This is a genomic window from Microcoleus sp. MON1_C5 (assembly GCF_036701875.1).
Classification (GTDB): domain Bacteria; phylum Cyanobacteriota; class Cyanobacteriia; order Cyanobacteriales; family Microcoleaceae; genus Microcoleus.
Genome location: NZ_JAUBRN010000049.1, coordinates 42,991 through 61,205, shown reverse-complemented (window position 1 = coordinate 61,205; position 18,215 = coordinate 42,991). Strand labels below are relative to the sequence as shown.

The 18,215-nt window shown below is 46.4% G+C and carries 21 protein-coding genes and 1 pseudogene; 7 read left to right on the top strand and 15 right to left on the bottom strand.

The window, feature by feature from the left end; translation table 11 throughout:
• The first annotated feature begins 80 nt into the window (after positions 1 to 80).
• The gene (locus QUA71_RS21520; protein ID WP_333288092.1) at positions 81 to 467 is read left to right on the top strand and encodes an archaeosortase/exosortase family protein; all 387 of its coding nucleotides are present in this window, start codon (positions 81 to 83) and stop codon (positions 465 to 467) included.
• Between the two features lie 169 nt (positions 468 to 636).
• A complete protein-coding gene (locus tag QUA71_RS21515; RefSeq protein WP_333288090.1) occupies positions 637 to 1,134 on the top strand; it encodes a 2TM domain-containing protein in 498 nt (165 codons plus the stop codon).
• 140 nt (positions 1,135 to 1,274) lie between these two features.
• On the opposite strand, the gene QUA71_RS21510 is transcribed toward QUA71_RS21515, so the two are convergent.
• The 9 genes from QUA71_RS21510 to QUA71_RS21470 all read right to left on the bottom strand — a co-directional run bounded on the left by QUA71_RS21510 (position 1,275) and on the right by QUA71_RS21470 (position 7,728).
• Entirely contained in the window at positions 1,275 to 2,279 is a 1,005-nt protein-coding gene (locus tag QUA71_RS21510) for a CHAD domain-containing protein (RefSeq protein WP_333288088.1), read from the bottom strand.
• A gap of 409 nt (positions 2,280 to 2,688) precedes the next feature.
• A complete protein-coding gene (gene petJ, locus QUA71_RS21505; protein ID WP_190663567.1) occupies positions 2,689 to 3,027 on the bottom strand; it encodes a cytochrome c6 PetJ in 339 nt (112 codons plus the stop codon).
• Between the two features lie 125 nt (positions 3,028 to 3,152).
• Positions 3,153 to 3,653, bottom strand: coding sequence for a photosystem II cytochrome PsbV2 (gene psbV2, locus QUA71_RS21500; protein ID WP_333288084.1), 501 nt, complete (start codon positions 3,651 to 3,653; stop codon positions 3,153 to 3,155).
• A 154-nt stretch (positions 3,654 to 3,807) separates the two neighbouring features.
• Complete coding sequence (gene psbV, locus QUA71_RS21495; protein WP_333035576.1) at positions 3,808 to 4,296, bottom strand: photosystem II cytochrome c-550; 489 nt, start codon at positions 4,294 to 4,296, stop codon at positions 3,808 to 3,810.
• A gap of 145 nt (positions 4,297 to 4,441) precedes the next feature.
• Entirely contained in the window at positions 4,442 to 4,633 is a 192-nt protein-coding gene (locus QUA71_RS21490) for a hypothetical protein (RefSeq protein ID WP_006633443.1), read from the bottom strand.
• Between the two features lie 384 nt (positions 4,634 to 5,017).
• On the bottom strand, positions 5,018 to 5,968 hold the full coding sequence (gene accD / locus QUA71_RS21485) for an acetyl-CoA carboxylase, carboxyltransferase subunit beta (protein WP_333215229.1): 951 nt from the start codon (positions 5,966 to 5,968) through the stop codon (positions 5,018 to 5,020).
• Between the two features lie 115 nt (positions 5,969 to 6,083).
• Entirely contained in the window at positions 6,084 to 6,305 is a 222-nt protein-coding gene (locus QUA71_RS21480) for a DUF2007 domain-containing protein (protein ID WP_242719282.1), read from the bottom strand.
• A 61-nt stretch (positions 6,306 to 6,366) separates the two neighbouring features.
• Positions 6,367 to 7,197 carry a prepilin peptidase gene (locus QUA71_RS21475; RefSeq protein ID WP_333288081.1) on the bottom strand — a complete coding sequence of 277 codons (831 nt, stop codon included), beginning with the start codon at positions 7,195 to 7,197 and terminating at the stop codon, positions 6,367 to 6,369.
• Between the two features lie 270 nt (positions 7,198 to 7,467).
• A complete protein-coding gene (locus tag QUA71_RS21470) occupies positions 7,468 to 7,728 on the bottom strand; it encodes a hypothetical protein (RefSeq protein WP_333288079.1) in 261 nt (86 codons plus the stop codon).
• Between the two features lie 88 nt (positions 7,729 to 7,816).
• Between QUA71_RS21470 and QUA71_RS21465 the strand changes: the two genes are divergently transcribed.
• On the top strand, positions 7,817 to 9,394 hold the full coding sequence (locus tag QUA71_RS21465; protein WP_333288077.1) for an adenylate/guanylate cyclase domain-containing protein: 1,578 nt from the start codon (positions 7,817 to 7,819) through the stop codon (positions 9,392 to 9,394).
• A gap of 243 nt (positions 9,395 to 9,637) precedes the next feature.
• On the opposite strand, the gene QUA71_RS21460 is transcribed toward QUA71_RS21465, so the two are convergent.
• From QUA71_RS21460 to QUA71_RS21445, 4 genes are all read right to left on the bottom strand, one after another.
• Entirely contained in the window at positions 9,638 to 10,147 is a 510-nt protein-coding gene (locus QUA71_RS21460; RefSeq protein ID WP_333288075.1) for an N-acetyltransferase, read from the bottom strand.
• Positions 10,148 to 10,379: 232 nt separating this feature from the next.
• Entirely contained in the window at positions 10,380 to 11,468 is a 1,089-nt protein-coding gene (locus tag QUA71_RS21455) for a tetratricopeptide repeat protein (RefSeq protein WP_333288074.1), read from the bottom strand.
• A gap of 81 nt (positions 11,469 to 11,549) precedes the next feature.
• Complete coding sequence (locus tag QUA71_RS21450) at positions 11,550 to 11,813, bottom strand: hypothetical protein (RefSeq protein ID WP_333288072.1); 264 nt, start codon at positions 11,811 to 11,813, stop codon at positions 11,550 to 11,552.
• A gap of 105 nt (positions 11,814 to 11,918) precedes the next feature.
• Positions 11,919 to 12,212, bottom strand: a complete 294-nt coding sequence (locus tag QUA71_RS21445; RefSeq protein ID WP_333288070.1) for a hypothetical protein — start codon at positions 12,210 to 12,212, stop codon at positions 11,919 to 11,921.
• 260 nt (positions 12,213 to 12,472) lie between these two features.
• On the opposite strand from QUA71_RS21445, the gene QUA71_RS21440 reads away from it, so the two are divergent.
• Positions 12,473 to 13,405: a LysR family transcriptional regulator gene (locus QUA71_RS21440; RefSeq protein WP_333288068.1), complete on the top strand. Its 933-nt coding sequence runs from the start codon at positions 12,473 to 12,475 to the stop codon at positions 13,403 to 13,405.
• 186 nt (positions 13,406 to 13,591) lie between these two features.
• Here QUA71_RS21440 and ispD read toward each other — a convergent pair whose 3' ends face one another.
• Positions 13,592 to 14,284, bottom strand: coding sequence for a 2-C-methyl-D-erythritol 4-phosphate cytidylyltransferase (gene ispD / locus QUA71_RS21435; RefSeq protein ID WP_333288066.1), 693 nt, complete (start codon positions 14,282 to 14,284; stop codon positions 13,592 to 13,594).
• Between the two features lie 172 nt (positions 14,285 to 14,456).
• Here ispD and QUA71_RS21430 point away from each other — a divergent pair, with 172 nt between their 5' ends.
• Positions 14,457 to 15,419, top strand: coding sequence for a glycosyltransferase family 9 protein (locus QUA71_RS21430; protein WP_333288094.1), 963 nt, complete (start codon positions 14,457 to 14,459; stop codon positions 15,417 to 15,419).
• Between the two features lie 149 nt (positions 15,420 to 15,568).
• On the opposite strand, the gene QUA71_RS21425 is transcribed toward QUA71_RS21430, so the two are convergent.
• Complete coding sequence (locus QUA71_RS21425) at positions 15,569 to 15,862, bottom strand: TRADD-N-associated membrane domain-containing protein (RefSeq protein WP_333288064.1); 294 nt, start codon at positions 15,860 to 15,862, stop codon at positions 15,569 to 15,571.
• A 449-nt stretch (positions 15,863 to 16,311) separates the two neighbouring features.
• Here QUA71_RS21425 and QUA71_RS21420 point away from each other — a divergent pair, with 449 nt between their 5' ends.
• On the top strand, positions 16,312 to 17,685 hold the full coding sequence (locus tag QUA71_RS21420) for a transcriptional regulator (protein WP_333288062.1): 1,374 nt from the start codon (positions 16,312 to 16,314) through the stop codon (positions 17,683 to 17,685).
• 1 nt (position 17,686) lies between these two features.
• Positions 17,687 to 18,215 (top strand): annotated as a pseudogene (locus QUA71_RS21415) (hypothetical protein); the annotation flags it as partial.

Genomic DNA, 18,215 nt, shown 5'->3' with positions numbered 1-18,215 from the left:
ACCCTCATTCTCTCCTTAACGGTGGCTCTAGTTTTTCTTGGGCCACCGTTCTCATCTTTAGTTAGTCTAAACTACAGTCTTTGTGGTATGTCGGTTTTGATGTAACAAGTGACGGTAATTATGTTGCTTTACCGACAGGAAGGCTGTTGGTAAATGGGGGTTGTTCGGGTATAGAGGCAATGAATTACTTATTAGGTTTGGCTGTCGTTTGTTTGGTGATGTTTCCTACTAAACAAAATAAGGCTTTGGTAATAGGTGTCGCTGTCATTTTTGGTTTTATTATTAATGCTTTTAGGGTGGCAGGAATGGCTTTGCTAGTTGCATCTAATCGCCTAGATTTGTTTAAATATTGGCATGAGGGTGAAGGTTCTTTAGTCGTGGGAATGATTGCGGTGATTTTGTTTGGGATATTTTATCAATTTATGTTGAAACGAGATAGCAAACTTAGTCAAATTTCGGGAAATTAATTAGTTGCAATTTGAGGTAATATATCGCTTCTTCGATTTCTCCTCCCATAGTCAAGAGCCTCGCTCACTCAAATGTCCGGGTGTTGAAATCCGCCAATGTCACTACCTGTCGTTTAACTGCGTCTATATCTATCATAGAAAGGATGTCAGGAATTATAGGAAACCTGTTATGGCCACAAATGAAAGTCAAATAAATCACATTTACGGTTCCGAGGATGCTCAGGGTATTTTACAGCTTGCGATCGCACGCCGACAGGATGAAGGGGAATTATCCAGAGTGCAGCTTTTCGAGATTGCAGCGGAATTGGGCATTTCCGAGCAGGATATTCTGGCGGCGGAACAGCAATGGTTAGCAACGAGAGGGGAATTTCAAGAAAAACAGGTTTTTAACACTTACCGTCGTCGCAAATTGCAGAAAAATGTGACCAAGTACGGCATTATCAATACTTTTCTAGTTTTGTTTAATCTAGCAGCAGCGCACGAGCTTTCTTGGTCGCTTTTCATTTTACTAACCTGGGGATTGGGATTGTCGCTGAATGCTTGGAAGGTTTATCAAACTGAAGGAGAAGATTACGAAAAAGCCTTTGGGCGGTGGCGGTTGAAGAAACAGATGGGACAGTCTATCGGCACTGCGACAGATAAGTTGATGAAGTGGTTGCAGTCTTGATTTGCTATGGTAAAAAACGCGCTCGCCCTTTATTTTACGTCATACTCAAAAGCGCTCGCCCTTTTCCTTCCCAAGGCGCGATCGCACTTTAAATCCGCGACTCCTTTTATAAATCGCGGATTGGCGCGTTATAGTTACGGCTAATCGAGCTTAGCAGCATCTTCAACCACAGGATGAATTAAAGCAGATCGAAAACCTTGCCGAATTTCCGAACTCAAATACCGGCGCTGCAAAATCTGCCATTTTTGCCAAGCTGCATAGCGATTTTCGGCCAACAAACCAGCCAACTTCGGCAACTCTTTTTTCAGATCGCGATCGACAAACTCTGTCAGAAACTCGCCTAAAACTTCACTGTCTTGAATATCGCCCAAACATTCCTGAATAGCTTTTACATCTTCGACATAAACTTCGTAAGTCTCGCTGTAAAAATCCCCAAACAGATTCATCAAATAGCGAACTCGCTTAGCTTGCTTCCGCAAATCGTGCAGAATAGTTCCCTCGGCTGCTAACTTCTCTTCGACAGCCTCAGCATTCAAATCATCAGCAACTTTAACTTTGCCATCCTCATATTCCGTACCCAACAGCCAAGCCGGATGCAGGAAAAACTCACTAACTTGAGGTAACAGTAAATCTGGCAAAACCTCAGCAATTGGCAAATGTTCGATCGCCTGAAGCTTCGGTTTTTCCAGCCAATCCTCGATCGACTGCTTCAGCGATTCGTAGCTTTTGTGCTCTAAAATCGCCCTCACCCCTTTCAAAGCCCGGTGGCGCTGTTTGAGCAAATTCAACAAAGCCTTATCCAAAACTTCCTGTTCTTCAGTCGGCAAATTCGGGTAATAGCGGTTTTGGAGACTTTCGAGCATCACATCCAAATCCCTGAGCGTTCCCAGAATCCGCCCCACCTTACCAATTTTGCCTTCCGAAGCCTCTTTTGGCAAGTCTAAAACCGGAGCAAAACCAGTCACAGCCGATCGCAAACGTCTCAATCCCACGCGCATTTGATGAAGTTCTTCCGCGTCTTTGTCTTTGATAACTTCAGCCTCGTGCGCTACACTTTTGTGGAAATATTTCTCAATCGCCCCAGATGCAGCGTCTCCGAGAGTTTTAACTTGAGTTTTAACTTTTGCTGATGTTTTTACGTTCATGGCAGGTGTAGATTCCAGATCCCCGATCGACTTTAATTTGGATTTCAAGGCTTTGCTAGTAAAGGGTTTATATCCTAGCACACAACCCCAATTTATGACCCGCCTTCATACATAAATCTTAATATAAGGTGCTTGACAGTTTATACAAAGTCAGCATTTAGCAATCTAAAATCTTCAATCTAAAATCTTCAATCTTCAATTTAAAATCTAAAATCTAAAATCTAAAATAAAATTACCCTCCCTCACCCTTGAGCTCATAAAAATTAGATTTCTGGCGCGCTTTCCCAAATAGGTTAAGATCGCTGCAAACCGATATTTATTCGCCAAAGGGTGAGAGAGGGTGCGATCGGGAGGACAAGTTTTAAATTAAATCAAACCCGCCCAGGCTGCCCGACTTCAAAGAGGCAGTTTAGCCTTTCCAGTCTTTCTCAGATTGTTGGAGCACGTAGGTTGCTACATCCTCAATTTGTTGGGGCTTCAACTTGGCGCCAAAAGCAGGCATAGCATTTTTGCCCTTAGTTACCTGAGTGGTAATAGCTTCGAGAGAATTCATACCGTACTTCTCAAGAGCTTCCTTTTTCAAGGTTTTCATGGCCATAACCACGTTGCCGCCACCGATGTGACAAGCAGCACAGTTCGAGCTAAAGATTTTAGCTCCGTTAGCGGCATCTCCTGCCAAAGCAGGGCGGCCAAAGCCGACGGTAAAAATTGCGATCGCTAACAGGGCGATCGATAAGAGTCTTTTCAACGCAGTTCTCCTCTAATGGACACGCAAAGGGTGATTCTTTAGATATTTTACCTGTTAAAACAGGCGCGATCGCGCATTCGTATCGCCTTCTTCCGAGTAATTTACCACTTTTTGGCAGTGGCAGTTCAACTCTCAAAATTCTCCACGCCCCAGCCCGGAGCTTTCTGAGCAGCCCGGATCACAAAAGCCGCTAAATTTTCAATCTCAGTCTGTGGCATCCAGCTTTCCGGCACTTGGCGGCACCAAAAAGTCTCCTCAGTACCGTCATAAGTCATCGGTTCTCTCAGATACGCCACCAGACTATTGATGTTGTTGCGGGGAGGCGTTGCCCCTTTGAGGTCAGCCAAAGACAGAGATATCGTCGGATCGGGCAAATTAGCTCCTCCGACGTGACAATTGAGGCAACTTTGCTCGAACAATACCTTGCCTGCAGACAAATCCTGAGCCGAAAACAAGCGAGTATGTCCCTCAGAGTCCAACTCCAGAGCCACAGGTTCGCTGGCTTGTAAATACCTATTCACGTAAGAATCGGCAGCAGCCAAAACAGGTTGAGGAGCCAACAGCACGAGCGGCAAAATAATTAACATCCCCAACAGAAAGCAGACAAAAGCACCACGACGCAGCATGAGGGACTACAACCTTTTGCGATAATCAATGAGCTGGAGGTAAATTTTAGATTTCAGATTTTAGAGCGAAAAACGACGAGCCAGCAATTCTTGCCGAACTTCAGCCCTCTCCCAATCCAAAATCCAAAATCTAAAATCTAAAATCTAAAATCGATTAGCGAGCGCCTTTGCCACCAGCCCACTGCTTGGAGACAATTTTCGGCTGCAACAGAATGTGACCGGCAATCGCGTACAAATCGTCATCCGAGAGATTTCTCATCTCAGCGAAAATATCCGCACTCTTCATGCTCGGATGCAGTTCCGAAATTTCCTCAAACCCGTCATAAGTGGTGGGATTTTTCATAAAGTCCACCAGCGACTCAATATTATTCCGGGGCGGGTTGGCCAAAGCCAGAGTTTCCGGGCTCAAATTCACGTTCGGGTCAGTTTTTGTCATGCCGGCAGCGTGACATTGAGCGCAAGCCGAATTAAACAGGCGTTTGCCTTGCTGAACTTGTTTGAGGCTCAGCACTACTGGAGCACCCTTGTCATTCAAAGTCACAGTGCGAAGTTCAGGACTCAGTTCGACAGCCATCGCACTGCTGACAAATAACTGAAAGCTCAAGAATACAGCGGTCAGAGCAATGAAATATCTTTTAAGCATGGTTCTCCTTAAAAAAATCCGGCAAATTATTGAACGCTAAGAGATCGTACCTGGCAAACAGATGTGTGTTCAAAATTCCCTGATTCTGCAACAACTGGCGAAAGTTTGTGCAGCTATACCTTTAAAGGTAGAGGAATTTTGCGAGCTAATCTGCAAGAAGTTTTGAGTCGCGCCTTTTTTCGAGAGTGGACATAATTGCCTTAACATCCTCTAAAGCCAAACGGGTTTGAGGGTGCTTGTAGGCAATTTCCAACTCATCGCACAAGCGGATCACGTCTTCAACAGGGACGTTGAAGTCCTCTGCTATTTCTGCGATGGACAGGTCTGCAAAACCCATAATTTTTAGGTCGCTGACAGGTCAAAATTGAGTTGACGGCTATTAACTGAAAGCCGGACAATTTTAGAAAGCGCTGTTAGCTTGTTTTGTTAGTTTGTTCTGAGATTTTGTTTGATCTATCGCAAGCTAACTAACCGCTAACTGCGACTAGGCATTTTTGCCCAGCCAAACTCCAGGGCCAATCAACTTCCGATCAATATCATCCCACTGCTGCGTCGTTATTACCAATAGGAGTTGCGCGGATGGGGCTCAAAACCCGGTGTCTGCGTGAACGTCTCGTTAACAAACTCAATATTTTTGGTAGAAGCCGGGTTTTTCGCCATTCCTCAGAAATTTCCCTCTGTGCCCCGCACTCACCAACAGACAATCCTCCGGCGCGGCAGCTTAGGGAGAAAGTTTGAAAGCATGAGTCTGCGGAGGCAAAGCGTGGTTGTCGCTGCCATTGAGGGCGGGGAATTCCGAGTCTGCCAAGAAAGGCTGTGGCTGGTGGAGGCTGATGAGCTGACCGAGAGTTTTCTTTAATTGAGTCCGAGGTACAATCAAGTCTACAAAACCGTGGGCGAAGGAGTATTCGGAAGTTTGATAATTTTCCGGCAGCTTTTCCCGCAGAGTTTGCTCGATTACCCGGCCGCCCGTAAAGGCCACAGTAGCTTTTGGCTCTGCAATTATAATGTCTCCCAGCATGGCAAAACTGGCGGTGACGCCGCCGGTGGTCGGGTGGGTCAAAATCGGGATGTAAAGCAGTCTGGCTTCCCGGTGGCGTTCCAGAGCCCCGGAAATTTTAGCCATTTGCATCAAGCTGAGCATTCCTTCTTGCATTCTTGCACCACCGGAAGCGCAAACAATGATCACGGACAAGCGTTCCCGCGTGGCGTGTTCGATGAGGCGAGTTAGCTTTTCTCCGACAACTGAGCCCATGCTGCCGCCGATGAACTGAAATTCCATGACTCCGAGGGCGACTGGCAAATTTTCTAGTTTGCCGATGCCTGTTTCTACGGCGTCTAGGTGGCCTGTTTTTTCTTGAAATTCTCGGAGTCGATCGCTATATTTTTTTCGATCGCGAAATTTCAGGGGATCGGTGGCGTGCAGTCCTTCGTTAAGGGGTACCCAGGTATTGGGATCGATCAACTGCTCGATGCGATCGTCACTGTAAACTCTGATATGATGCCCGCATTCCAAGCAAACCATTTGATTTGCTCGCAGGTCTTTGGTATAACTGAGGGCACCGCAAGCTTCGCATTTATTCCAAAGTCCGTCCGCAATTTCTCGTTCCGGCCGTTCTTGGGAGTTCGGTACTGATTTTCGTCGATTTGCAAACCAATCAAATAGAGACATTAAAACTTGGTAATTGGTAATTGGTAATTGGTAATTGGTAATTAGTAATTGTTAGTTGTTAGTTGCTAGTTGTCAATTGTTAGTTGTTCAGTGACTAATGACTAATGACTAATGACTAATCACCAGATTCAGACTCATCTTCAACGGGACTGATGAGGAGCGATGCAGTTCGCTGGTGTTCTGGAAGAACTTGCAGGGCTGTAGCACTTCCAGCCCCCAAATAAGATGCTATGCCCAAATCTACAATCCGGGCCGGGATTTCATGAGCAGCTAGGAGCTGCTGCATTAATTCCGCTTCCCAACGAAAGCTAGTAGTTGTAAGTGTAATCCAAGACACGGAACAATTTTACCAATTTTTGAGACAATAGTATGTTCGATCGCGCCTGACTACCTGCTGATCAGAAACTAAAATTCGGGAAAAACAACTGCAAGTAAGTAGATAAGATCGCTTCGCCCCACAGAGCAGTAATTGCTGCACCGAGAGCCAGAAAAGGACCGAAAGGCATGGGTTGACGCCGATCGAGCAAGCCGAGGGCGATCGCCCCGCCACCGGCAAAAGCCCCGGCTAAACAGGCGATGAATCCCGCTAGCAGCAAGTATTTCCAGCCCAGCCAAGCTCCCATCAAGGCGGCCAATTTGGTATCTCCGGCCCCCATAGCATTCTGCCCCAGTCCGATCGTCCCGGCGAGTCCAATCGCGTCAAACAGCCACAACCCGACAACTGCTCCCGCGATCCCATCGAGTACCAGATACTGTATCGAGTCGATCAAACTAAAAGTCGGCCACCAACCTTTCGCCATTTGGAAAACCAATCCGACCACCAAACCCGATCGAGTTAAAGAATTAGGCAAAGTCATTGTATCGCAATCAATCAAAGACAAAGCCAACAGCCAGCTAAACAAAGCCCAAAAACCAAGAGTTTGCACTGTTACGCCAAACCGCCAGAAGATTAACAAAAACAGCAAACCCGTAGCTGCTTCCACCAGCGGATAGCGGGCAGAAATCCGACTGCGGCAGTGATTGCAGCGTCCCCGCAGCCACAGCCAACCGAAAACGGGTATATTTTCGTAATTTCTGAGTTGATTTAAACATTTGGGACAGCGAGAAGGAGGGTGGATCACCGACAAACCCGCAGGCAACCGATAGACTACCACATTTAGAAAACTGCCAATAGCCGAGCCAAAAATAAAGACGATCGCCGTGACAAGGCAATTAAAGATAATTTCCATTAATTTGTCTGTTGTCTGTTGAAAGTTGACTGTTGTCTGTTGTCTGTTGACTGTGGTTATTTATTAATTGTTAGATTTGGTTCGGTCAATTACCCATAAGGTTTGTAGTAGGGACTTTAGTCAAGAGTCAAATTCTGAGGACTTTAGTCCTCACTACAAACCTATTTTTTGACAATCGTTCAAGCAAACATAAATATTAGTTGTCAATTTCCAACTCGCAATGCCCAATGCCCAATGCCCAATGCCCAATGCCCAATGCCCAATTACCAATTAATACATTTGAGATTCAATTTCGTCAAAAGTAACAAAACGTTCACCGGGCAACAAAACGGGCTGCGAAGCAAAAATTACCTGGCCTCGATCGCTTCCTTGACTCACAACTACACCGGCCGGACGCTGCATCTGGTCGGAATGCACTTTTAGATACATACCATAGGCCGAGCGAGCAGCTCGGATCAAATCGGGAGCTAGCAAACTGTGACTTTCGGAAGTTTCTATCGTGGGTTCTGGGTTTGGTTGGTATGGGTTCACTGGAAACTTATCATAATGGTATTAAGTCGAGCTATTGGTGTTGCCTCTAGAGCGATCGAACTTACCTTATTTTTTAAGAATAGACTAGGTGGAAATTATTAATAGATTAACCTACAATCCTCCCTTAGCTGCGCTCGAGCTGCGGCTGCGATCGCTCCTTTCCGCTCAACTGTACGCTGCTGCGTGGGTAGATCCGTCCCCCGCAACGCTAATGGGGGTTTTCGATCACCTGCGAACTCTGCGCTACATCCTCCACGACTACGTGCCCCGGCCCGTGTCGGAATCTCCGCCCAACCCGGGCCAGGTGCGCTACCAGTGGCAAACAGGCACCTTGCTGTTCACGGATTTGGCAGGGTTTACGTCGCTGTTGGAAGCGAACGCGGCCCAGGGGTGCAAGGGAGCTGAAACGCTGCTGGGCGTGATTAACGACTATTTTGCCTCAATGATTGAAATTGTCAGCAAATCGGGCGGGGATTTGCTGGAGTTTACCGGAGATGCGATGCTGGTGCAGTTTCTGTCAGGAATTCACCAAGAGGATACAGCGAGGGCGGTGCGGGCGGGTTTGCGGATGCAGCGGGCGATGGCGGAATTTGCCAATATTGAAACGGCGCGGGGTGTTTTGTCTTTGAGGATGCGGGTGGGCATTCACTGCGGCCGCTATATTAGTGCTGACATCGGTACGCCGCTGCGGATGGCTCACGTACTGCTGGGGCATTCAGTCCAGCAAGCCAAGCAAGCTGAGGGTTCTGGGACTGTGGGGCGGGTATGTGTGACTGAAACTGCTAGAGAGTCTTTGGGAGAGCAATTTCGTTTTGAACCCGGGAAACAGGGTTATTTTTTGGTGGCGGACGATTTCACGGACGATCGACTCGGAGAGTATGATATCACTTTGACTGGGCGGCGGATGCCGAGTTCGGTATTGCTCGATCGCAGCGTTTCGGGTTTGGTAAGCGAAATCGGGGAAGCTGTGAAGCGGCTTGAACCCCTTGCTAGTTATATTCCCAAAACGATCCTGAGACTGCTGGTTGAAAATGCCGATAAGCGCAAAATACCGCCGGATTTTCCTGAACCGACGGTGATGTTTGTCAACTTGATTGGTTTACCCGAGTCTGTGGACAAAGCTTCGCCGGAGGAAGAAGTCAATCTGGTAGTGGGTTTTTCTCGGGTGTTTGCGTCGATCGATGCTGTAGTCTCAGCTAAAGGGGGCGTGTTGCAAAAAGTAACGGCGCACTTAGACGGTTCGGATATGCTGATTTATTTTGGCGTGCCCGACGCTCACACGGATGACGCCAGCCGCGCGGCTAGTGCGGCGATTGCGATCCGAGATATCATTGCAGGTTTACCTCTGGTAATTATCGCGGGTGAAGAAGTAAAAGTAAGCTGTCAAATTGGGCTGTCCCGGGGGCCGGTGTTTGCTGCTGAGGTTGGGGAACCGCGAGGGCGCAGGGAGTTTAATATCCTCGGCGATACGGTGAATACGGCGGCTCGGTTGATGAGCAAGGCGGGGGAAAACCAAATTTTGATTGGTGAAAGGGTGTGTGAGTCGATCGAGCTAAACTTCATTTGCGAGGCTTTGGGATCTGTTGCTCTGAAGGGGAAATCTGCTCAAACTCCGATTTTTGCTTTGCAAGGTGCAAAAGGGGAGAAGGGAAAAGGGGGCGTTTAAATAACTTTGCTGGGGAATAGTTGTACAGGTTTTATGGTTCACAAAGGCAAGTACAGCACAACCGCTTTCCACTGTGACTACTAAATGTTATTTTTATAATTTTTTACGATACATCACAATAAAAACCGCCACTTCGTCAGATCGGTTCCGGTTGCATCGGAATGATTTAACCGCAGAGAACGCAAAGAACGCAGAGGGAGATCGCACAGAGATGAATAATTCCCATGAAGGGCGGAATTAATATCACTCGCATAGACTAAACTCCGATCGATACTTCACCGTTCCGCTGCAATCCTCCAAAGTTCCACTTTCTAACTCCAAAACCATAAAAGCTTCATCGGGCACATCGTATTCACATTTCAAGCTCTTTCTGCTAGCAGGAATGAACCCAAAACGCGAATAGAAATCTGGATGACCAAGCACAACCACTGCGTGAAATCCCGATCGCCTGCACTCTTCTAAACCTTGCTGGATCAGCAGCGTTCCTATACCTTGGCGCTGATATTCGGGAAGAACTGCGACTGGTGCCAACCCCAGAATCGACAAATTGCTAGAACATTTTCCTTCGACGACAACCGGACTGAATAAAATGTGTCCGACAATGCGATCGGATGGTAAGGCAACGAAGGAAAATGTAGATGAAATTCCCCGCAATCTATCGACTAAGTTTGCCTCATTTTCTCGCCCGAATGCCGCAATATTAACTTGGCGAACAGCTTCTAAATCTTCTGGCTTTTCGGTACGGATATACATAACTTAGATTAATGGTTTGGTGGCCAGTCGGGCCGACGAAATGCTACAGAAACTGTTTCTATCTTTCGATCGTGATGTTAATAAAATTCTAGCGCCCCTGAAGTTTTTTACTCTTTTGAAGCTATGTACTTTTGGCAACCAATGATGCAACCACTGACAGATTACTGCCAAATCGCCGCCCTAGTCGAGCGCTTCCAATTTTCATCCGAGACGCCGAACCGCTTAACTGTTATTATTGCGGCACAAGCTGACCGGAAGACAATCGTTTAATGCCCTCCATCGCCGTAGTTTCTCCGGCTTTGTCACCGCCATCACGAGCAATTTTTAAAGCTCCCTCGTAGGATTCGAGAGCTTTAGCAGATTGACCGAGACTTTCATGAATTGCGCCCATGTTGTTGAGCAAGCGTCCGATACTTGTCTTGTCGCCGATTGCTTCTAACATCGGTATTGCTTGCTGAAAATAGATCAGCGCTTGAGTATCTTTGCCGAGTTTGCGAGAGGTAAGTGCCATGTTGTTGAGGAGGCGACCGACGCCAGCCCTGTCTCCGATTTCCCGACGAATTGCTAAAGCTTGGTGGTAAAATTCCATCGCTCTATTAAAGTCGCCGATGTTGTAGTAGACGCCGCCCATGTTATTGAGGGTACGGCCTAAATCGCGGCGATCGCCCTCAACAGTGCGAATCGTGCGCGCTTGCTGGTAAAATTCGATCGCCTTGGCGTAATTGACCTGTTCTGCGTACACGGCCGCAATGTTGTGAAAAGACTCTGCTATTTCAATTTTGTCGTTGGCTGTTTTGGCAAGTTCCAAAGCTTCTTGGTGCAGTTTCATCGCTTCGGAAAAATTGTCCGCAACCCGGTTGACGAAACCGATGAGATTGAGAGTGCGCGCGATACGAGGCCCTTCGCCGATTTCTCGGTGAATGACTAAAGCTTGGCGCAAAACTTCCAAAGCTTTGGGCTGCGAACCCATTTCCGCGTAAACTTCCCCCATATTATTGAGGGTTTCTCCGATTCCCGGTTTGTCGCCTAGTTGCTTGCGAATTGCCAAAACTTGCTCAAAAGTCTGGATAGCTTCTTGAAACAAACCCTCGCGGTGCTGTTTTACTCCTGTTTCAAAGAGTTCGTCTGCTTGCGTTTTGGGGTCAGTTGCCTGAGCGAGTGAAGCGAAGCTATCCCGTAGGGAATCGCTCGCTTGGACGCGCCTGGCATTGATGGTTGGGGGATAAGCCCAAGCGTCTGAAATTGTCAGCAAGCTGAGTGCGGGCGATAAGACAATACTGATAGCTGTGATATAGCTGAAGTGGTAAGAGCGGCTGTGCACCGATCGAGTCCTCCAAGAGCCAAGTTATACCTATTAAGATAGAGCTCTTTGGGGTGTTCCTGCCGATTTTTTTTTCAGTCGCTAGGTTCTAACTGGGTTTTTGTCTTGCCTGAGTGTCAGAATCAGCGGCATATTGTTGAGAGCGGATATGACAGCAAAGTTTTTGCTGGGTGCAAGCGATGCTTTTTCATGACTGTGCAAGATGATGTCCTGTTGGTCAAGTGTGATCCAAGCAATTCCTGACAAAACTTGAATTTCTTGATGAGTTTGAGGCAATCTGTATACCTCGTTTTCCATCAGAATAATGCGATCGGGCGCTGCACATTCGGAAGATATTTGAAGCATAGCATCTCCTACTGGGTAATTGGTAATTGGTAATTGGTAATTGCTAATTGGCAATTGCTAATCGAGGACTGTATGTCACTTCATTTCCACGCAACCCACACACTACTATTGGCAATAACGCCGATCGATCCAAGCGCGCATTTCATCATCCGTCGCCACGCAGGTAGAACGACCCGTCGCCCGATCGCAACCGTGCCACCAAGTGTTACCATAGCGATCGCACGCCTGCCAAATTCTCAGTTCGTCATCACCAGAAATGAGGTAGAGCAAAAACTGCCCAATTTGATTTATAGCTGAAAAGAGAGATTGCCCTTTCGGTTTTTCGGATGGTTTAGCTCGATCGGCACTCGAAAAAAACCTCAGTCTTCGGGAGTATATCCGATTTTTGTAAGTAGACATAGCCAACACCTTAAAGTGAGAACTCCTACAAAACTTGCACAAAAAAAATACAAAAAATAGCTTTTAACTGCAATATTTTCATCGCAATTACAGCACAATATTGTTGTCGTGCAAGTCCTGTAAAAGTCTATCTGTTACCTGATAAATTAACCTTAACTCTGGGGCAATTGACAATCAAAGCATTGCTTGCATAGGTTATATGAATAAAATCGATAGATCGAAGCCCTTGTGACAATTTGGGTACTACTGGCACAAACACTATGAACGAAATCAATACGCGGCGGATGAAACTCTCTCAAATTCAGGCTTTTATCGCAGTAGCAGACTGTGAAAACTTTAGCGAGGCGGCTTTGCAATTGGAACTGTCCCAATCCGCCGTCAGCCACGCCATCGCCTCTTTAGAAACGGAATTGGGAGTGCAACTGTTCCATCGGGGGAGACACGGTGCTCAACTGACGCCGGTGGGGGAAAGGGTGCTGCTTCACGGGCGTCAAATAGCCTGCGCCTTAGAAATGATGGTCAAAGAAGCGGATTTAGAAAAAGGTTTGCAGGGAGGCCAGGTACGGATAGTTACTTTTCGGAGTGTCGCAACTCATATCCTACCGGGTATTATTGCTAAATTTCGCAGTTGCTTTCCCAAAATTGCGGTCAGCATTACCGAAGTTTATTATACCCAAGCTGTGGAAGAAGCTTTGCGATCGGGCAAAGCAGACATCGGCTTTCTCTCTCTTCCCATCTCCGATGAATTTGAAACGAGGGAAATTTTGCGGGATAAATATGTTGTGTTGCTGCCGCCAACTGCCAAATTGTCCAGTGATAAGATTACCTGGAAAGAATTAGCAAATTATCCGCTGATTTTGCAGCCGGCAGAAAATGCTTGTTCTGTACCGCTTCGCAAATATTTGATTACTTCGGGGTTGCCCTTAAATATCGGTTACGAGCTCAGCGAAGATTCAACTATTGTCAGCATGGTGATGCAAGGTTTGGGTGCAGCAATTCTGCCGCGTTTGGCTGCAGAACCGATACCACCTTCGGTGAAAGTTTGTAGTTTACCGGCGGATTTTGAAAGGGTAATTGGGGTCGCTGTTTTGAGGGATGCCCTGTTAGTCCCGGCCGTGTTTGCGTTTTTGGATGTAGTTACAAGTGCTGCAGAGGTTGATAGTGAGGGCGAGTTTGCAATTAATCCTTCGTAACTGGTTCCCCGGCTCTGCCAAACAACGCAAGTATTATGCTTTTTTAATAACAGGCAAGATGGCTTTTCCACAACTAACAAATTATTGCTTGTGGAACTAAAGAGGCAAGATGCCGCTTCCACCATTAACAAAATTCTTGCTTGTGGAACGGGCATCTTGCCCGTTCTTAAAATGAGTCAACGAATTCTATTTGCTCTTATCTGCTCTTTGTCGCAAAATAAATTCAGCTAGTGCTAAATCTACGGGCGTTGTGACTTTCAAATTCGTCTCTTCTCCCTCCACAATTTGCACTGGTAAACCGCATTTTTCAAACAAAGCCGCATCGTCTGTAACTTCCCAACCTTTTTGTCGCCCTTCTTCGTGACACTGCTTTAACAATTTCACTTCAAATCCTTGGGGAGTCTGGGCCGCCCACAAATTGCTTCTGTCTGGGGTGTCTCGCACGATCCGACGCTCATCTACGACCTTAATCGTATCCTTGACCGGGACGGCGACAATCAAGCCCGGACAGCTCAAGAGGGCCTCTGCAGATCGATCGAACAATTCAGCAGTTGCCAAACACCTCGCGCCGTCGTGAATCAACACTCGATCGGCATTGGGCGGCAAAGCCTGCAAACCGTTGTAAACAGACTCTTGGCGGGTGGCGCCACCTTGAATCAGTTCCACGGGCTTAACCAAAGATAAATCGCTCAGAATTGCTTTAAAATCAGGAAAATCGTCTGGCTGGCCCATGATGCCAATCCAGCTAATGTGCTGCGAAGCTTCAGCAGCAGCCAAAGTCCAACTCAGCAAAGGTTTTGCCAGCAAAGTCAGCAGCAGTTTGTTCCGCTGACTCCCCATCCGTCGCCCCGAACCTGCTGCAGGAATTAATAAGTGCATTTACTAACCGTTTTTAACCCAACTAGATATATATAATAAGAGCGTCCTGTACTTTTGAGTCAGTTGTTTAGCTGTCAGCCAGTAGCTTTTAAGGTCTAGAAATACTATAAGCTGATAGTTGAGAGCCGATCTCTGAGAGCTACCTCGATCAATAATAGCCCGATCGTTTATGATGCGAATACTAGCACTTGTCCCTGGCGGGATTGGCGACCAAATTTTATTTTTCCCCACTCTTGATGACCTCAAGCAGTCTTATCCCGACGCGCAAATTGATGTCATCGTGGAACCGAGGGCAAAGGGTGCTTACCGAGTCTGCAAATCCGTCAAAGAAGTCTTGACGTACAATTTCAAAGACCGCAACGCTATGGCAGATTTGGGCAATTTACTGGGCGTAATTCGCGATCGCGAATACGAAGCAGTTATTTCCCTCGGCCAGCGGTGGACTGTAGGGCTGCTGCTGTGGCTGACCGGCATTCCGCAGAGAGTTGGCTATTCGGGAACCAATGGCGCTCGATTTCTCACCGCTGCGATACCGCTGAAAACTGAACAGTACGCGGCTTCAATGTACCACGATTTGCTGCAAGGATTTAACATTACAAATCCTTGTCCGGCGATCGCAATTAATGTACCAAAACAGGACATTCAGTGGGCGGAAGCCGAACAGCAGCGGTTGGGCGTAAAAGAAAGCGGTTACATTCTAATTCACGGCGGTTCGAGTCAATTAGCTGTGTCTAAAGGTATTGACAAAATTTACCCTACAGACAACTGGAAGCAAATAATTGAAGATTGTCAGCAGCGGCAGCCGAATTTGCCTGTTGTTGTTGTGAAAGGCCCCGAAGATGCAGACTTCGTGAAAAAGTTAGTCGAGTCATGTCCAAATGTAAAAGTTATCTCGCCGGATGATGTCGGCAAGTTGGCTGCCACTATTGCTGCTGCTAATTTGATGATATGTACTGACAGTGCGCCGATGCACTTAGCTGTGGCGGTTCAAACTTATACAATAGCTTTGTTTGGCCCGACTGAACCGGCGAAATTGTTGCCAAAGAGCGATCGATTTTTGGGCATTAAATCTCCTACTGGCAAAATGGCAGACATCTCTCCTCAAGATGTTTTGAAGAAGGTTTGGGGCGGCTAAGAACAAAAGTTCGTAGTAAGGACTTTTAGCTGGTTTCCAGGCTCTGCCTGGGAACCACTATCTAGAGGCTCTGCCTCGCTGCTTGTGTGCGCTTCACAGGAGCCAGAGCCGGGGGACGAGGAAAGAAGTGGGGGAGCTAAAACTCAATGTTAGTCTTCCAAATCATCCATCATCTGCTGCAATTCCTTCTTCTTTTGCTTGGCAAACTCAACGCTGCCCAAACTTGTCAACAATCCGCCCGAAGCAGTGAGAGTAGCCTCTGGTATTTTGTCACAAAATAGAAGTCCGATACCTCCGAAAGTAACCATTGCGGATGCGGCGGTGACAAAAAGGGCAAGATTGTAGCTTTGGCGAACTTGTCGCAACCATTCTCGCAGGATTTCGTTCTTAATTTCGCTATAATCTTCAGCAGGTTGCGAGTCTCCGAATAAGTTAAAATTCATAACTGTTTCCTCTCCTAAATACGGATAATTTTTTGTTTCTACAATTACTCTACCGAAGCAAACAGCGAGAGTCTAGGGCTTATAGGGCGAGTTTTAATTTGCGATATGCCCTAATTTTTGGGGCAGATAGGGCAGGAGATTAAAACCTATCTGCCCTAGACAGACACAAATATTTAAATATAGAATGTGAGTGCGAGCGGAGTTACGGATGAATAATAATGAAATCTCGCTCCCGCTAGCCCCAATGCTGTTTCATTCCCCCGAAATCCGCCAGGAAATTCATTTCCCGGCTAATAGCAGAAGTCGGTTGCAACCGACTAAAATACTAATTTATAGTCGTCTTGAGACGACTTTCGCTATGAGACAGGGGTTTCAACCCCTGTCGGACTGTCGGATCATCGAATTATCGAATTAACTGACAAACTAACAACCATACCTAACAAATTACTATGCGCCAATCCGATACAGTTCAATTGAGTGAAACTGGAAAACGCCAGCTCAGAGAATCATACCAGGAAGCTGGACTAACGATAGCAGAACTAGGGAGAAAAGCTAATGTTTGCGAGGACACAATTAAGCGCTTACTTGGTACAAAAAAATGCCCCAATGGCGTGGGAAGAGAGGCAGTAACTAATATTGCTAAAGCATTAGGAATAGAACCGACAGATATAGTCGATCCAAAAAATTGGTATGCCAAAAATTCGCTGCCGCCAGAGTTTGAATCACTTATAGCAGAAAAAATTAAAATCTTTTGCGGCCGACGATTTGTTTTTAAGGCTTTTCAGGACTTTATCAAGGAAAATCCTCACGGTTATTTTACAATCATCGGGGATGCGGGAATGGGCAAAAGTTCGATCGTTGCCAAATACGTCTCCGAACATAAATCTCCCTGCTATTTCAATATTCTCGTCGAACGCCGCAACAGACCAGAATTGTTTTTGAAGAGCATTCGCCAGCAATTAATTGACCGCTATCAATTGCCAAATTCAGCAGATGCAGATTTACCGACGTTACTGGCAAAGGTGGCGGGAAAACTCACTGCTGGCGAACGTTTGGTAATTGCAGTTGATGCACTGGATGAAGTCGAACAAGAACCGGGAGAAAATCTTTTACATTTACCGACAACTCTGCCAGATAACGTTTATTTCCTGCTGACTAGGCGACCTTATCACCTCGGTAAAAAGCGACTGTCTGTATCTCCGGGAGTTCCGGTCAAAGAATTAGATTTGAGAGATGACCAGTATGTCAATTTTAATCAAGATGATATCAAAGAGTATATTATTTTTGTTATAAATGCCGATTCTGACTATAAGGAGGGACTGAGAAACTGGATTCAAGAGCGGGGCATTCTTGATGCAAGTTTTGTCGAACAATTGGCCAACAAGAGCGAAAAAAATTTTATGTATTTGCGCTATGTTTTGCCAGCAATTGCTAATGGCGATTACAATGACTGGAGTTTAACGCAATTGCCATACGGGCTGCAAGAGTATTATCAAAATCATTGGGTGCGGATGGGGTTGGAAGCTAACCCTGGGCAATTGATGGAGATTGTCTTGTATATTTTACTAGAAATCAAAACTGCGATTCCCTGCGAGATGATTGCTGGAATTGCCGATGTGGATGAATGTGATGTGAAAGCAGTTTTAGATGAGTGGGTGGAGTATTTGAAAAAGCAGAATGTAGACGGAGACACCTGCTACACGATCTATCATGCTAGTTTCTTTGACTTTCTGAAAGCCAAACGGGAGATGGATTCAAAGCGGAAGATATTTAAGGAAGTAAATCAAAGGATTGCTGAGTATTTAGAAAAGAGGATGGCGTGAGATGAGAGAATTTGCTGATAAGTTTGCGGGCGAAAAACTTTACTGTCAAAGTGCTTATCTGGGCTTGCCACTCAATTATGTCAACTATGGAAATCTAGAAAAATATTATCAAATACTGACTGATTTTAATTTTATGATAACCAAACTTCAGCATCCTGATTTTGGGGTGCAGGTACTTATTGATGACTTCAATTTGGTTGACGATTCAGAAGCATTAAGTCACCCAGGGTACAACCCAGAAAAAGTGAAAACGGTGAACTTGATTCGAGCTGTACTGTGGATGTCAGCAGATATTTTGGAGCGAGATAAGACCCAACTAGCCGCGCAATTGTTAGGGCGCTTACTTTACTTTGAAATACCAGAGATTCAGGCAATACTAGAGGTAGCAAAGCTGTGGAAAGCAGTACCTTGGTTGCGTCCTTTGACACCCTGTATCACTCCCCCTGGCAGCGGACTGCTGCGTACCCTCGAAGGTCACAGCGAGTCGGTAAATGCAGTCGCCGTGACTCCTGATGGCAAGCGGGCGATTT

Coding starts and splice junctions, on each gene's coding strand:
- QUA71_RS21515 (WP_333288090.1), top strand. CDS start 637: ATGGCCACAAATGAAAGTCAAATAAATCACATTTACGGTTCCGAGGAT.
- QUA71_RS21510 (WP_333288088.1), bottom strand. CDS start 2,279: ATGAACGTAAAAACATCAGCAAAAGTTAAAACTCAAGTTAAAACTCTC.
- psbV2 (WP_333288084.1), bottom strand. CDS start 3,653: ATGCTGCGTCGTGGTGCTTTTGTCTGCTTTCTGTTGGGGATGTTAATT.
- psbV (WP_333035576.1), bottom strand. CDS start 4,296: ATGCTTAAAAGATATTTCATTGCTCTGACCGCTGTATTCTTGAGCTTT.
- QUA71_RS21490 (WP_006633443.1), bottom strand. CDS start 4,633: ATGGGTTTTGCAGACCTGTCCATCGCAGAAATAGCAGAGGACTTCAAC.
- accD (WP_333215229.1), bottom strand. CDS start 5,968: ATGTCTCTATTTGATTGGTTTGCAAATCGACGAAAATCAGTACCGAAC.
- QUA71_RS21475 (WP_333288081.1), bottom strand. CDS start 7,197: ATGGAAATTATCTTTAATTGCCTTGTCACGGCGATCGTCTTTATTTTT.
- QUA71_RS21460 (WP_333288075.1), bottom strand. CDS start 10,147: ATGTATATCCGTACCGAAAAGCCAGAAGATTTAGAAGCTGTTCGCCAA.
- QUA71_RS21450 (WP_333288072.1), bottom strand. CDS start 11,813: ATGCTTCAAATATCTTCCGAATGTGCAGCGCCCGATCGCATTATTCTG.
- QUA71_RS21445 (WP_333288070.1), bottom strand. CDS start 12,212: ATGTCTACTTACAAAAATCGGATATACTCCCGAAGACTGAGGTTTTTT.
- QUA71_RS21440 (WP_333288068.1), top strand. CDS start 12,473: ATGAACGAAATCAATACGCGGCGGATGAAACTCTCTCAAATTCAGGCT.
- ispD (WP_333288066.1), bottom strand. CDS start 14,284: ATGCACTTATTAATTCCTGCAGCAGGTTCGGGGCGACGGATGGGGAGT.
- QUA71_RS21430 (WP_333288094.1), top strand. CDS start 14,457: ATGCGAATACTAGCACTTGTCCCTGGCGGGATTGGCGACCAAATTTTA.
- QUA71_RS21425 (WP_333288064.1), bottom strand. CDS start 15,862: ATGAATTTTAACTTATTCGGAGACTCGCAACCTGCTGAAGATTATAGC.
- QUA71_RS21420 (WP_333288062.1), top strand. CDS start 16,312: ATGCGCCAATCCGATACAGTTCAATTGAGTGAAACTGGAAAACGCCAG.